Origin of the sequence: Ochrobactrum sp. CGA5 (genome assembly GCF_006345815.1) — a bacterium.
In the GTDB taxonomy this organism is placed as follows: Bacteria; Pseudomonadota; Alphaproteobacteria; order Rhizobiales; family Rhizobiaceae; genus Brucella.
This window is the reverse complement of sequence record NZ_VCIG01000038.1, coordinates 583,882-598,588: the sequence shown is the minus strand read 5'-3', so window position 1 is coordinate 598,588 and position 14,707 is coordinate 583,882. Positions and strand designations below refer to the sequence as shown.

The following is a 14,707-nucleotide window of genomic DNA, read 5'->3' as shown; positions in this document are numbered from 1 at the left end:
ATTAGCATATTCAGATATACGCCTTATAGGCTGCGGGCTAAGCTGCCGGGCAGTGGCATTGAATGCCTATCGTCTGAGGGGAAGGTACATTCGCATGAACACAGATTCTACCGTCGCCGCACATCCGCTTTTGAGAAAACGAGACGGGCATCATGCCCGGGTCACGTTCGAGGAGCTGTTCTTCGACCTGGTGTATGTTTTCGCAGTTACGCAATTGAGTCATGAGCTTCTGCACAATCTGACGCTGACCGGCGTGGTTGAAACGCTGATCCTCTGGTTCGCGGTATGGCTTGGCTGGCAATATACCTGTTGGGTTACAAATTGGTTCAACCCCGAAACGACGCGGATACGCAGCCTTTTATTCTGCGTCATGCTGCTTGGTCTGATTATGGCATCGTCCATTCCTGGCGCTTTTGGGGAACAAGGCTGGATATTTGCGCTGGCTTACGTTGCAATACAGGTGGGGCGGACTGCGTATATAGTGTTTGTTCTGGGGCAGAACCATCCGCTTGCCGCCAATTACCGGCGAATGCTTGGATGGCTCGTCATTTCCGCAATCTTCTGGATTGCGGGTTGTTTCGTCGAACATGAGGCTCGCATGGCTTTGTGGCTGATTGCCGTGCTTTGCGAATATTTATCGCCGATGCTTGGCTTTGCACTACCGGGTCTCGGACGTTCTCATACCAGCGACTGGACTATCGAGGGGGGACATCTTGCAGAGCGGTGCCAATTGTTCGTGATCGTAGCGCTCGGTGAAACATTGCTGGCCACCGGTGTATCCCTTTCGTCGACTGAGGAATGGAGTATGCCTCTCCTATCGGCCTTGGTTGCAACCTTTGTCGGTACGCTTGCCATGTGGTGGCTGTATTTTGGAACCTCAAGCAAGGACGCGACAGAAACGATCACTCATTCCACAGACTCTGGTCGAATAGGCGCATATTTTCATTATGTTCATGCCATTCTGGTTGCGGGTATTATCGCAACCGCAGTCGGGAACGATCTGGTGATGAAGCACCCGGACGATCGATTGAAAACGGCCTATGTTCTCATTCTGGTAGCAGGACCGGCGCTCTATTTGACTGGTAGCGTCATCTACAAAAAGGTCGTTTACGGTGTTATTCCCCTATCGCACGTTTTCGGCGTTCTGGCGTTGCTACTCGCGATCCCGGTCGGTTATATAGCTGATCTGTTGGAAATGGGTATACTGACGACGGTTATCATGTTGATGGTCAGTGTTTGGGAGGGGCGCAATAAAAGACTGCGCAGCGCGGCGACGGTGTTGGAATAGTCGAATTTTTGGCGCAGTCGCGCGGTCCCTATCCACGGACACGGGTCATGTTTTGGAAGCTCGTAGCGCATCATGTCAGATATACAGTCCGGCGAACAGCAGTCCTCCGCTGATCGCCATGTGAAACTCGCCCGCAAGGTCGATATCGTAGTCATCGGAGCCGGGCAGGCCGGACTCTCATCTGCCTATCATCTGAATAAGCTCGGGCTTTCAGGAGAGAGACAATTTGTGGTTCTCGACAAGGCTGCAGGACCAGGTGGAGCTTGGCAATTCCGCTGGCCTTCGCTGACACTCAGAACCGCGAACGCTATTCACGATCTCCCCGGTATGAAGTTCGAGGATATTGTCGAAACGACCGATGGCGAGGTACGCGCATCGGTTGCGGTTCCGCAATATTACCGCGCATATGAAGAAAAATTCGATCTTCCGGTGCACCGCCCCGTCACGGTGAAAGTGGTCTGTGATCGCGGCGAACGGTTGCGTGTGGAGACTGATCGGGGCAACTATTCGGCACGCGGGATTATCAACGCGACGGGTACCTGGGAAACTCCCTATATTCCGCCTTATCCCGGTGCAGAACTGTTTAAAGGCAGGCAGCTTCACACGCGTGATTATCAAACAGCGGATGCCTTTAAAGGCAAACGCGTTCTGGTTGTCGGTGCGGGCATTTCGGCCGTGCAGCTTTTGGACGAGATATCGCGCGTGACCGAAACAGTTTGGGTCACCCGGAAGGAGCCTGCTTTCCGAGAAGGACCGTTTACGCCAGATTTGGGTCGCGCCGCCGTGGCGATGGTCGAGGAACGAGTTCGCCGGGGCCTGCCACCGGGTTCAGTGGTTTCCGTCACTGGGTTGCCGTTGACGCCGGCGATCGAATCTGCCCGGGCTCGGGGTGTGCTCAACAGGTTGCCAATGTTTAGCAAGATCACGGAAGCAGGTGTTCGCTGGGACGATGGAACCGAAGAGACCTTCGATGTTATCTTGTGGTGTACGGGATTTCGTAGCTCGCTCGACCATCTTGCCCCATTGCAATTGCGCAATGCGGAAGCCGGTATTCTCATGACTGGCCGTTTGGCGACACAGGTGGCCGCTGATCCCCGCATTCATCTCGTTGGCTATGGCCCGTCCGCCTCGACCATCGGTGCAAACAGGGCAGGCGGTGCTGCGGCGCGGGAGTTGGTAAGCTATCTCGGCCTGATATGATTTCCGCTAAAGCATTTCCAGCAGAAGTGCGAAGCGGCTTTGCGCAAGATAATGCGACGAAAAATTTAGCGTGTTCCAGCGCACGGGTTCAAAGAAACCGCTCTGGTACTTAATCGCGAGGGGTAGCATGAGGCATATTTTCAAGTTTGTCGGCGGTCTTCTGCTTGCTATTGTGTTTGGAGCATTTCTCTGGCTAGCCATTAAACCGCCTGAACTGTTGCGTGTTGGAACGGGCTACGCCGCCAAGATTATTTGCTCGAATGTTTTCATTGCAGGCCGGGATGCTGATGCCGTTCTTGCGGACGATGTTCAGGCACCGGGAAACCCGCTTCTACGATTTCTTAATGCTTCCCTCGACAAGAAAAACAGCAGTGTGACTGTTCGTTTTTTCGGCTTCTTTGCGCCTAGTACGGCAACATATCGCCCCGTAATTGGATGCGCGAATATCCAGAAAGATGATGTGCGGGTTGAAATTCCGGCTGGCCCGCAGGTTCCCGCGGAACCGATCCAGATAGAAACCGATCCGGCGGTGCAGGCTGTGATTGAGGATCAGGCACTTGCTGGTCCGGGTATGCGTGCAATTGCCGTCATCCGGGATGGCAAGCTTGTCGCCGAAAGTTACGGTCCGGGCTTTGATGCGGATACGCCTTTGCTGGGGTGGTCCATGACCAAATCCGTCATTGCGACACTGATCGGCATGCGGATTGCCGAAGGACGCATGAGCTTGGAGAAAATCGAGCTTTTGCCGGAATGGAAAAGCGATGAACGGGCGAAAATTTCTCTCGCAAACCTGATGGCGATGAATAGCGGTCTGCGCTTCGATGAGGATTATGGCACTGTCACCGATGTTACACGCATGCTTTATCTGGAGCCGGACATGGCCGGTTTTGCCGCGTCGTTGCCGCTGAAGACGGCACCGGGAACGAAATTCAATTACTCCAGCGGAACAGCCAATATTCTGTCAGAGCTATTCATGGACAGCTTTGCCAGTCGCGAAGAGGCGCTGGCCTATCCGCGACTGGCACTTTTCGGTCCGCTTGGCATGAGCAGTGCTATTCTGGAGGTGGACGCGTCGGGTGTCTTCGCCGGTTCTTCCTATATGTATGCGACGGCCCGTGATTGGGCTCGGCTCGGCGCATTTCTCGCAGATGGTGGAAATCTCTACGGAAAGCCGGTTTTGCCTGCGGACTATATTTCATTTATGCGCAAAGCCAGACCAGAGTCTGAAGGACGTTATGGTTCTGCTCAAGTCTGGCTGCAGGTTAAGGTGTGAAATCAGGTGAAGACGGTATTCCAGAAGACGCATTCTGGATGTCAGGACATGACGGGCAAAACCTCATGATCGTGCCGTCAATGCATCTTGCCGTTGTCCGGCTTGGCCTGACACCATCACGCGCGGGCTACAACGTTCAGCGCCTGAACGCCAAGATTATTGAAACTGTCCGACAGGCGCGTTGAAGTTCAGCTTACGAAAGTCATTGCCGCTCGGATTCTGAAAAGCACCGAGGCCGAATGCCGGTAGAACCGCATAAAGATGGTCAAAAATATCCGACTGGATTTGTTCGAATGCTGCCCACACGGTCGTGTTTGTGAAGCAGTATATTTCGAGTGGCAGACCTTCGGGGGTAGGGTCCATCTGGCGTACCAGCAATGTCATGCCTTTGTGTATACCGGGGTGATTGCGCAGATAATTGTCCACATAGGCTCGAAACGTACCGATATTGGTAAACTGCCGCTTATTGATCGGATTTTTGGCGCGGTCACCGAGCTTCTGGTTCCATTCAGCGATTTCTTTGGCCTTCTTTGGCAGATAGTCCGCCAACCAATCAACCGTGCCGAGTCTGGTTCGCTCCTCATCAGACAGAAAACGGATCGTGTTCTGATCTATATAGAGCGCGCGCTTGATACGACGCCCACCGGATTCCTGCATTCCGCGATAGTTCTTCATCGGCTCTGTGATGAGTTTGCGGATCGGAATTGTTGTGATTGTGTTGTCAAAGTTCTGGACCTTGACGGTGTAGAGCGCGATTTCCGTGACATCGCCATTGGCATCGAGGTTCTTCATTTCGATCCAGTCGCCGACGCGCACCATGTTGGAAGAGGCGATCTGCATACTGGCAACCAGTGAAAGCAACGTATCCTGAAAGACCAGTATAAGGACGGCGGCCATGGCGCCGACACCTGAAAGAAGAATAACCGGCGACTTGTCCAGCAATGTCGCGATGATAAGAACGGTCGCAATGATATAGACCGCCAGCTTGGCGACCTGGATATAGCCCTTCATGGGGCGGTATCTCGCTTCTGGCCGGCGGTGATAGAGCGTGTCGACAAGTCCAAACACAGCGTTAATCGCCAGAGCTAGCGTCAGAATGATAAAGGCTATCGCCACATTTCGGATTACGGTGATCCCACCATCAGGAAGGCCCGGCACGGCCATGATTCCGGATGAAATGATCAAGGCTGGAACGATGTTGGCAAGGCGGCTGATAACACTGTGTTTCTTAAGCTCCTCGTCCTGCCCGAATAATGTCTTCTGGACAATACGATCAAGCAGTTTGAGCAAGATTGCCTTGATTAGAAAGTTTGCAATGAATGCTGAAAGAAATAACCCTCCGAGCGCAATAAGCGTTTCCGCCCAAGGATGAGCAACAAGAAATTCTGACAATAGACTATCCTGAGTTTTAGGCGTTGCACTGCGATATCTGTATTGCTTTCTATCGGGAATTACGGCGAACGTATGAAGATTTTAACGGCGACAAATGCGATTTGCATTAAAGCCCCGGCCAGGAAGGCCGGGGTAAACTTGTTATGGCAAGAATCTTGACGATATTACTGTGCTGCAGGCGGAGTTGTGGGGGCTGTGTCGCTTGCTGGCGCTTCTGGGGCTGTAGCATTGGTCTTGTTTGCCGCTGAAGGATCGGCCACACCATTAGCAAAAAACTTTGAGCGGTCAAACGCAGGTGCATCAGTCAATTGCTGTTTGGTTGCCTTAATGAATAGCCATTTTTCACCATCGCTGCGAGTTGCGAGCTGCAACTGATCTGGGCTTACGGCAACGTCCTTCTCGCCGATACCGAGAAAGCCGCCTACGCCGATCACTGCGGCCTCAATCTCCCCTTCGGGGCTGGCGATGAGGTCATTCAGTTTACCGACAGTCTGGGCATCGGCCGCATCGCTTTCATAGACACTTTGTCCAATGAAAGAAGAGATGAGAATCTGGCCTTCTTTAGGTTCCAGAAAACCGACCTTGTTGGCTTCACCCGATGTAGGATTGCCGAACATGTCCTTGGACGAAACCGGCATTTCCTCTGCCGCAGCCGGTGGCTCAGCAGGCGCGGGCGCGGGAGCCGCCGTCTGAGCATAAGCTGCGCCGCCAATCAGCAATGCACACGTCGTCGTCAGAAGTTTAGTCCTGAACATAACTATCTCCTTTATACGTTCGGTTGCTTAGATTGAACGCGGAGACAGTCGCTTCGTTCCGAAATTAATTAAATTGTATATTTTACTGAAAAATTATGTGTGGTTCGCAATTCTTCTTCAAGAAAGCCTATTATACAAAAAGGCCCGCCAGAAGCGGGCCTTCTTTTATTGCATTTCAGCGAACTAAACTTAACTGCAGCCGCTTGTTGCACCGCACGTGTCGCACTTCAGGCAGGTGCCGTTGCGCACCATGGTGAAGTTCTGGCACTCGGTGCAGCTATCACCCGTATAGCCCTGCATCATCGACTTGATGCGGCGATCAGCTTCCAGCTTCTTGGCAGCGTTTGCACTTTCCGCACGGGCAGAGGCAGCATCTGCAGCAGCCTTGTCGGAAAAGAGTTCAGTTGCCGAGGTGCTTTCCTGCTGTTGTGCAGGTGCTGCCTGTTCTTCGAACTCACGCTTGAAGGCCGTCGCACCATCGGTCACGAGGCCGAGTGCCGCCGGGCGACTGCCTGTCTGCGTTGTCGACTTCAAGGTTGTGACATTGGAAGCCTGCGGAGCGGAACTCGTTGATCCTTTGGCTTCGCTACCCGAGTTCGTCACCAGCGTCGGCTTATAGCCGCGTGTCCAGCCAGTCGAGACCAAATTGGTCTTACCTTCCTTTATGCCTTTGCCAAGTGCAGTATTGCCGAAATCGCTTGTATCGACGTGGGCGAGGTCATTGCGGCCAAGATAGGATACTGCAAGTTCGCGGAAGACATAGTCGATGATCGACGTTGCGGTCTTGATGGCATCATTACCGATGACCATGCCAGCCGGTTCGAACTTCGTGAAAGTGAAGGCTTCCACATATTCTTCAAGCGGTACGCCGTACTGCAGGCCGAGCGATACCGCGATGGCGAAATTGTTCATCATTGCGCGGAAAGCCGCACCTTCCTTGTGCATGTCAATGAAGATTTCCCCAAGGCGTCCATCACCGAATTCACCGGTGCGCAGATATACCTTGTGTCCACCGACGACTGCCTTCTGGGTATAGCCCTGACGACGATTCGGCAGCTTTTCACGCTCATGCACGATCTTTTCGACAACTTTCTCGACGATCCGCTCCGTAACCTGAACAGCGCGGGCTGCTGCCGGTGCTTCGATCAGGGCCTCGACCGCATCGTCTTCGTCCTCATCATCCGTGATGAGGGCAGCATTAAGGGGCTGCGAAAGCTTAGAACCGTCACGATAAAGCGCGTTGGCCTTGAGGGCCAGCTTCCAGGACAGCATGTATGCGTCCTTGCAATCCTCGACCGTTGCGTCGTTCGGCATGTTGATCGTCTTGGAAATCGCGCCCGAAATGAACGGCTGTGCGGCAGCCATCATTCGGATGTGGCTATCCACCGAGAGATAACGCTTACCGATCTTACCGCACGGATTGGCGCAATCGAATACGGCATAATGCTCTTCTTTGAGGAAAGGAGCACCTTCGAGGGTCATCGCGCCGCAAACGTGGATGTTGGCAGCTTCGATATCCTTTTTGGCAAAGCCCAGCGCTGGGAGCATCTCGAACGAGAAATCATTCAACTGCTCATCGGTGAGCTTCAGCACGTCCTTGCAGAAGTCTTCGCCCAGTGTCCACTTGTTGAAAGCGAACTTGATATCGAATGCGCTTATGAGAGCAGCATTCAGGGCTTCGATCTTCTCATCGGTGAAGCCTTTGGACTTCAACGACGAGGGGTTGACGCCCGGTGCCTGATTGATGTTGCCATGGCCGACGGCATAGGCTTCGATTTCGGCTATCTGGCTTTCCGAATAGCCGAGTGTGCGGAGTGCTTCCGGTACGGCGCGGTTGATGATCTTGAAGTAGCCGCCACCAGCCAGCTTTTTGAACTTCACCAGTGCAAAGTCAGGCTCGATACCGGTCGTGTCGCAATCCATGACGAGGCCGATCGTGCCGGTCGGCGCGATGACGGTCGCCTGTGCGTTACGGTAGCCGTGCTTTTCGCCAAGCTCCAGCGCCTTGTCCCAGGCTGCGCGAGCATGGGTAATCAGATTCTGATCAGGGCAATCCTCAGCAATCAATGCCACTGGATTGACAGCGAGCCCCTCATAACCAGCGGTCTCGCCATGGGCAGCTAGGCGGTGATTGCGAATGACACGCAGCATATGCGCGGCATTCGGCTCATAGCTTGGGAAGGTCCCGAGTTCCTTTGCCATTTCGGCAGAGGTTGCATAGGCCACACCGGTCATGATCGCCGTCAGCGCGCCGCAGATCGCACGGCCTTCGTCGGAATCATACGGAATGCCGGAGGTCATCAGCAGGCCACCAATATTGGCATAGCCGAGGCCGAGCGTACGGTATTCATAAGAGAGACGGGCGATTTCCTTTGAAGGGAACTGCGCCATCATCACCGAGATTTCGAGAACGATGGTCCACAGGCGCGCCGTGTGCTCATAAGCAGCAATATCGAACGAACCGTCCTTGTTGCGATAGGTGAGCAGATTGATGGACGCCAGATTGCAGGCTGTATCGTCAAGGAACATATATTCCGAGCACGGATTGGAGGCACGGATTGGACCTGCCGTCGGGCAGGTATGCCAGTCGTTCATGGTCGTGTTGTAATGCAGGCCAGGATCGGCGGACGCCCAGGCAGCATAACCGATCTTTTCCCATAAATCGCGTGCCTTCAACGTCTTCATGACGCGACCGTCGCGACGAGCCGTCAGGTTCCAGTCGCCATCATTTTCGACAGCACGCAAAAATTCGTCCTTCAGCGAAACGGAGTTGTTTGAGTTCTGGCCCGAAACAGTGAGATAGGCCTCCGAATCCCAATCCGTGTCATAGGTCTTGAACTGAATGTCGGTGTAGCCCTGCCGTGCAAACTGGATCACGCGCTTGACGTAGTTTTCTGGAACCTGATTCTTTTTTGCGGCTTTTATTTCGCGCTTCAGGGCAGGGTTTTTCGTGGGGTCAAAGCAATCGTCATTATCCGCTTCGCAGTTGACGCAAGCCTTCATAATGGCGGTCAAATGCTGTTTGACAATCTTGGAGCCGGTAACAAGCGAAGCGACCTTCTGCTCTTCCTTCACCTTCCAGTCGATATATTCCTCAATATCCGGATGATCAATGTCGACCACAACCATCTTGGCGGCGCGGCGGGTCGTGCCGCCCGACTTGATTGCGCCTGCAGCACGGTCGCCAATCTTGAGGAAGCTCATCAGACCCGAAGACTTGCCGCCACCGGAAAGCTTTTCGCCTTCACCGCGCAGATACGAGAAATTGGAACCTGTGCCGGAGCCATACTTGAACAGACGTGCTTCGCGGACCCACAGATCCATGATGCCGCCTTCATTGACGAGGTCGTCGCCAACAGACTGGATAAAACAGGCGTGCGGCTGTGGATGTTCATACGCCGACTTGGACTTGGTCAATTTGCCAGTCTGCCAGTCAACATAAAAATGGCCTTGGCCGGGGCCGTCGATGCCGTAGGCCCAGTGCAGGCCGGTATTGAACCATTGTGGGCTGTTAGGAGCCACGCGCTGCGTTGCGAGCATGTATGCAAGCTCGTCGCGGAAAGCGAGAGCGTCTTCCTCAGACGCGAAATAGCCGCCCTTCCAACCCCAGTAGGTCCAGGTTCCAGCGAGACGGTCAAAAACCTGACAGGCGTCCATTTCGGAGCCATAGCGTTCGTTTTCCGGCAGCTTGGCAAGTGCTTCCTCATCGGCGACAGAGCGCCACAACCATGAAGGAACGTCGTTTTCCTCGACCTTCTTAAGTTGTGCGGGGACACCAGCCTTGCGGAAATACTTCTGCGCGAGGATGTCAGCGGCAACCTGGCTGAACTGCGCAGGCACATTGATATTTTCGAGACGGAATACAACGGAACCGTCGGGATTCTTGATTTCGCTTGTCGCAGTCCGGAACGCGATGTCCGCATAGGCCGACTGATTCTCTTTCGTGAAACGGCGTTCGATTTTCATCTGTCCCATCCAAACGTTCTATATATAGTAGCTCTAGTGACGGTTTTCAGCCACAGCCTGTTTGTATCGCGTCTCTGTCAAAGCGGCTCTTCAGCAAGGAGGAGCGGCTTGTTGGGGAGAGAACTCCCGGAAACTCGCCTCCGCTTCATCTAAGGCCACGAGAAAACGCCTCAGGGGAGCTCGATTGCAACCTTGCTGGCACTATCGCAGTTTAAAATCAGCAGAACAAAAACACCTTATCTTGTAAGAAGCATGGGCGCAAATACTAAATCTAGTGTTAACGCTATTTCCGTTCGACGCTATATCTGCTTATCCAGAGGCCGGCGGGCCCAGATTTTGGGCGCAGAGAAACACCGAGCGAAAATTGCACCTTTAAGCGCCACGCTCGTTGGATACTCAACTTGACCGAAAAAAGACCGGCAGATTACAGCATCTGATCACGCTACTTACGCAACGATAACTTCATAAAAAACGACTCGGCTGCTACCGTCAAGCAATGGTTTGCTGCAGTGCTCCAACATCTAGATATTGTGCGTAACAACTTTGGGTGAATGTGGATAACGGGGAGAAGCGACACTTTTACGAACAAAGCTGGCTACAGGAATTGGGAGCCGGGAAACCTGCCTTTAATGGCAGATTGAGGGGTAAGTTCGTCATGGTGCGCGCAAGAAAGGGGAAATCCCTGTCAAGCGATCGCCATCCGGGGTAAATGTTGTGATCTTAGCCCTCAAGCTGCCTATTCGGCAGCCGCAGCAACTCCCGAATCACCAAACTGGTTCAATATGTGTTTCAACTCTGTCTCTTCGACACGATTGGCCGCCTCCTGTGGCGAAACCCATTCGCTTATGCGCTGATCGCGTTCAGGCCAGTCTTTCTCCTGCGCGGTGAACTGAACCGCGAATACTGCTGCCGTGAACTGGTTTATGCGTTCAGGCGGAAGATCTGTCTTACAATAGCAAAAACTGCCGATCGGTACGGGAGATACCTCGCCACGAATGCCGGCTTCTTCATATGCTTCACGAAGCGCTGTTTCTGCCAGCGTACGACCAACTTGCGGCCAGCCCTTGGGGATGATCCAACGACCTGTACCGCGACTGGTGATGACAAGGACCTTAAGAGCGCCCATGTCGCGACGATAAACCAGCGCCGCAACTTGCTGCAAACGACCTGAAGGCGTCAAAATACGCTTTTCGGTTGCAATAAGTTGTTTGGTCTGCGACTTCACCGCGAAAGTTCCCTTTTTTCAATAGCATGATCCGATTCACCAAAATAACAACTGATTAGTTAGGCAGCAGACCTTCGGAAAAATAGAAAAAATCTTTTATTTTAAAGGCATTACTAAAATCATGGGGTGGAATGGCCCCGTTAAGAAGGCTACCCACATTTCATCGGTGTTATTTTGAGTGCGCTTTCTTTAAAGCGCGATTGCGGCGGAAATATCACCGCAATCGCATTCATTTGCTTTCGTTTCGCAGCGTTTTGATTGGGCGGAAACTGAATTCGCATCGGTTCCGACCGTGAAGCTCTATCGGTTAAGCCACTCCACGGAATCGGGAAGCGTGTCAGCCGCGCTTTCCGCCAGCAATCGGCTCCTGATAAGTGAAGCCCATATCCCATGGGAAATAAATCCAGGTGTCCTGAGATACTTCTGTTACGAAGGTATCGATCAGCGGTCGGCCTTTCGGCTTCGCATAGACCGTTGCAAAATGGGCCTTTGGCATCATTTCGCGCACGATCGCTGCGGTCTTGCCGGTGTCGGTCAGGTCGTCAACGACGATGACGCCTTCGCCGCCGTTTTCCAGCAGCGTTTCGCTCACGCCCTTGAGGATCTGCATATCACCCTGTGAGGTGTAATCATGATAGGAGGCGATGCAGACGGTTTCGATGAGACGGATACCGAGTTCGCGGCAAACGATGGCAGCGGGAACCAGACCGCCGCGCGTAATGGCGACAATTGCATGCCAATCACGATTCATGCCAGCGATGCGCCAAGCGAGGGCGCGGGCATCGCGGTGGAACTGATCCCAAGAAACGGGAAAGGCTTTATCTGGCAAGGACATCGAAACGCTCCGTGGATCGATCCAGGAGTTTGTTCTCCGGACCTTTAGAAACCAAAAATGCGCTATGACGGATTGCCAAGCGCTATAAATGTCAGGATCTGCAGCTTTTCTTCATCCGCGCCCGTTTCTCGTGGGCAGCGGGGGGAGGAAAAGGCTCTCCACCCGGCACATCAGCGCCGGGTGATGCTGATAACCGCAAAAATGGTGTTCTTGCAAGCGTGTCGTGTCGTCAGATGCCAGTTCCCGGATCAAACTGCCTTCAAACAGGTGTTCTAGCGCGAGAAAAGCGTGAGAATCGGAAGTTCGTTCAGCATGGATCGCGTCACGCCGCCAAAGACCAGTTCTCTCAGCCGTGAATGACTATAAGCCCCCATCACCAGAAGATCGGCGCGTTCCGCGATGATATGTTCCCGCAACGCCTCCTGTACATAGCGTCCATTGGATGCAATGACCGTAGGGGTTACGTTAATGCCGTGCCTCGATATCGACTCCGCAATATCATGGCTGGCTAAAGCCTGATCCTCACCTTCTATTTCCGGCGGATCGACCCATACGATTTCTGTTTTGTCCGCGTGTTTCATCAAGGGTAGTGCATCGAAAGCTGCCCGGGCTGCTTCCCGTTTGCCGTTAAAGGCGACGACAATGCGATCGAGCGAAACCATCGGCAACACTGGTGCATAGGGAACCAGCAAAACGGGACAACTCGAATTGAAAACGATCGTATCGGCGGTCTCGTCGTTAGTTGCCGGATCATCAGGGTCGGGCTGTCCCGCGATCAGCAACTCTGCTCCAAGGCATGTTGTTAGCACGCCGTCTGCCGCCGTTCCGGTTTCCGAACGTGTGACGCGATATTCATAGTTGATGCCCCGACGGCGCATTTCATCTTCGAAAACATGTTTAAGTCTTTCGGAAAGCTCCTTGTGCTGCTTGTCGTGCAGCTCGAACATCCCGGGATCGATAAAGCCGTTCGGGTCAGCATAGACGATGGGCGAAGGAATAGAGTAAAGCCCGATCACATGAACATCCGGCACCTTCTGCTTTAGAAGTCCAACGGCAGACACAACACGCTTCAACTCGGATTCACTGCGAGAATAGGCAACCACCGTCTTGTAGGACATGACCGAACTCCTTTAGACTTTTTTCTATTTTAGCATATAGTGCAACGAGTTGCGCAGACAAAAGATTGCAAAGGATTAAGCGGCCCCTTCTGTTTCCAGAGACAAGATCATTTTTTCGATAGCATCAATGGCCATATCGATTTTCCCGGGATCACTACCGCGGACAACCAACTCGGTACTAAAACGCCCATTCTCGAATTTCGGATAGGAGCCAATGATCGTATCGGGGTTTTCCTTTTGAATCTCTGTCAGGAGAGTGCCGATCACTCCTTCGCCAAATGGACAAAGCACCGATCTTGATATCAGCTTGCGTCCGGTCTTTAGCGTGGGCAGCACATTGTCGAGCATTGCCTGAAAGACCGAAGGCACCCCTGCCATCACATAAACATTGCCAATATGAAAGCCGGGCGCAGCGGAGATCGGGTTCGCAATATGCTCCGAGCCTTGCGGCATGCGCGCCATACGCTTGCGTGAGTCGGTGAATTCCAGCCCGCGTTTTGCATAATTGTCCGCCAACAGCTCCATGGCTTTCTCGTCATAGACACAAGGTACATTAAAGGCAGCGGAAACTGCATCGGCAGTGATATCGTCGTGGGTAGGGCCAATTCCCCCCGACGTGAAAACATAGTCATAATGGGGTCGCAACGCATTGAGAGCGGCTATAATCGCCATTGCTTCGTCCGGAACAATCCGTACTTCCTTGAGATCAATGCCCGCTGCCGTCAGAACATCGGCAAGGTGCCCGATATTCTTGTCCTTTGTGCGCCCCGAGAGAAGCTCGTCGCCGATTGCCAGCATGGCGGCCTTCACGGATTGCTGCGGATTGTTGGTCATATCCAGACTCCATTTTCTGGCATCAGTTAAACGCCAGCGGGACGAGGCTGCAACTGCTTTATTTCAGCATTCCCTCCATTTGCGAGAAGCTGCGTCTTTTCAAAGAACGTCGCTCCCCTAATTGAAGCTTTCGAGGTTGGGGCCTCATAAATCGGGATATGGAGATGTCACATGGTTAAAGTGCTGGTGCTGTATTATTCGGCCTATGGTCACACGGAAAAAATGGCCAGGGCTGCCGCTGACGGGGTTCGGGAAGGCGGTGCAGAGGTCACGATCAAGCGGGTGCCGGAACTGGTTCCGCCTGATGTTGCAAAGGCTTCGCATTACAAGGTTGACCAGGATGCACCGATCGCCACACCGGCTGAACTTGCGGATTATGACGCCATCATCATCGCTGTCGCCACCCGCTACGGTATGATGGCAGCTCAGATGAAGAATTTTCTCGACCAGACTGGCGGGCTTTGGGCAAAGGGCGCTCTGATAAACAAGGTTGGGTCCGTGATGGTGTCTACAGCCACACAGCATGGCGGAGCGGAGCTCGCGCTAATTTCTACGCAGTGGCAGATGCAGCATCACGGCATGATCATTGTCCCGCTTTCTTATGCCTATCAGGGGCAGATGGGTAATGATGTAGTGCGCGGCGGTGCGCCTTACGGGATGACGACAACCGCCGACAGCAACGGTTCCCGCCAACCTTCGGAACAGGAACTGGAGGGCGCCCGCTTTCAGGGAAAGCGTGTTGCTGAAATTACCGAGAAGCTTCACGGCTGACAGCGTTCTAAATAAAGAAAGCCGCTTATCTGATAGCGGCTTTCTGGCTG

General features: G+C 53.3%; 10 protein-coding genes and 1 pseudogene. 4 read left to right on the top strand and 7 right to left on the bottom strand.

The window, feature by feature from the left end; all coding sequences use genetic code 11:
* Window positions 1-94 precede the first annotated feature (94 nt).
* The 3 genes and pseudogenes from FJQ48_RS15985 (at window position 95) to FJQ48_RS15975 (ending at window position 3,946) form a co-directional block, all read left to right on the top strand.
* Window positions 95-1,288 (top strand): low temperature requirement protein A, encoded by a 1,194-nt coding sequence (locus FJQ48_RS15985; protein WP_139975942.1) that lies wholly within the window; start codon window positions 95-97, stop codon window positions 1,286-1,288.
* Between the two features lie 72 nt (window positions 1,289-1,360).
* The gene (locus FJQ48_RS15980; RefSeq protein WP_180350224.1) at window positions 1,361-2,488 is read left to right on the top strand and encodes an NAD(P)-binding domain-containing protein; all 1,128 of its coding nucleotides are present in this window, start codon (window positions 1,361-1,363) and stop codon (window positions 2,486-2,488) included.
* Window positions 2,489-2,615: 127 nt separating this feature from the next.
* Window positions 2,616-3,946, top strand: a pseudogene (locus tag FJQ48_RS15975) (serine hydrolase).
* Here the strand turns inward: FJQ48_RS15975 and FJQ48_RS15970 are convergent.
* The 7 genes from FJQ48_RS15970 to FJQ48_RS15940 form a co-directional block, all read right to left on the bottom strand.
* Window positions 3,918-5,153, bottom strand: coding sequence for a mechanosensitive ion channel family protein (locus tag FJQ48_RS15970; RefSeq protein ID WP_139975941.1), 1,236 nt, complete (start codon window positions 5,151-5,153; stop codon window positions 3,918-3,920). The pseudogene FJQ48_RS15975 and the gene FJQ48_RS15970 overlap by 29 nt on opposite strands.
* A 164-nt stretch (window positions 5,154-5,317) precedes the next feature.
* Window positions 5,318-5,908 (bottom strand): PRC-barrel domain-containing protein, encoded by a 591-nt coding sequence (locus FJQ48_RS15965; RefSeq protein WP_139975940.1) that lies wholly within the window; start codon window positions 5,906-5,908, stop codon window positions 5,318-5,320.
* Between the two features lie 189 nt (window positions 5,909-6,097).
* Window positions 6,098-9,874, bottom strand: a complete 3,777-nt coding sequence (locus FJQ48_RS15960) for a vitamin B12-dependent ribonucleotide reductase (protein ID WP_139975939.1) — start codon at window positions 9,872-9,874, stop codon at window positions 6,098-6,100.
* 736 nt (window positions 9,875-10,610) lie between these two features.
* On the bottom strand, window positions 10,611-11,099 hold the full coding sequence (locus FJQ48_RS15955; RefSeq protein ID WP_139975938.1) for an NUDIX hydrolase: 489 nt from the start codon (window positions 11,097-11,099) through the stop codon (window positions 10,611-10,613).
* 337 nt (window positions 11,100-11,436) lie between these two features.
* Complete coding sequence (gpt, locus tag FJQ48_RS15950; protein ID WP_006470476.1) at window positions 11,437-11,934, bottom strand: xanthine phosphoribosyltransferase; 498 nt, start codon at window positions 11,932-11,934, stop codon at window positions 11,437-11,439.
* A gap of 272 nt (window positions 11,935-12,206) precedes the next feature.
* A complete protein-coding gene (locus FJQ48_RS15945; protein WP_139975937.1) occupies window positions 12,207-13,052 on the bottom strand; it encodes a universal stress protein in 846 nt (281 codons plus the stop codon).
* Between the two features lie 75 nt (window positions 13,053-13,127).
* Window positions 13,128-13,886 (bottom strand): competence/damage-inducible protein A, encoded by a 759-nt coding sequence (locus FJQ48_RS15940; RefSeq protein ID WP_139975936.1) that lies wholly within the window; start codon window positions 13,884-13,886, stop codon window positions 13,128-13,130.
* 171 nt (window positions 13,887-14,057) lie between these two features.
* On the opposite strand from FJQ48_RS15940, the gene wrbA reads away from it, so the two are divergent.
* Window positions 14,058-14,657, top strand: coding sequence for an NAD(P)H:quinone oxidoreductase type IV (gene wrbA, locus FJQ48_RS15935; RefSeq protein ID WP_139975935.1), 600 nt, complete (start codon window positions 14,058-14,060; stop codon window positions 14,655-14,657).
* The last annotated feature ends 50 nt before the right edge of the window (window positions 14,658-14,707 follow it).

What these genes read in the sequence shown, in the direction of transcription:
- FJQ48_RS15965 (WP_139975940.1), bottom strand. Translation starts at nt 5,908, where the DNA reads ATGTTCAGGACTAAACTTCTGACGACGACGTGTGCATTGCTGATTGGC.
- FJQ48_RS15945 (WP_139975937.1), bottom strand. Translation starts at nt 13,052, where the DNA reads ATGTCCTACAAGACGGTGGTTGCCTATTCTCGCAGTGAATCCGAGTTG.
- FJQ48_RS15940 (WP_139975936.1), bottom strand. Translation starts at nt 13,886, where the DNA reads ATGACCAACAATCCGCAGCAATCCGTGAAGGCCGCCATGCTGGCAATC.
- gpt (WP_006470476.1), bottom strand. Translation starts at nt 11,934, where the DNA reads ATGTCCTTGCCAGATAAAGCCTTTCCCGTTTCTTGGGATCAGTTCCAC.
- FJQ48_RS15980 (WP_180350224.1), top strand. Translation starts at nt 1,361, where the DNA reads ATGTCAGATATACAGTCCGGCGAACAGCAGTCCTCCGCTGATCGCCAT.
- FJQ48_RS15960 (WP_139975939.1), bottom strand. Translation starts at nt 9,874, where the DNA reads ATGAAAATCGAACGCCGTTTCACGAAAGAGAATCAGTCGGCCTATGCG.
- wrbA (WP_139975935.1), top strand. Translation starts at nt 14,058, where the DNA reads ATGGTTAAAGTGCTGGTGCTGTATTATTCGGCCTATGGTCACACGGAA.
- FJQ48_RS15985 (WP_139975942.1), top strand. Translation starts at nt 95, where the DNA reads ATGAACACAGATTCTACCGTCGCCGCACATCCGCTTTTGAGAAAACGA.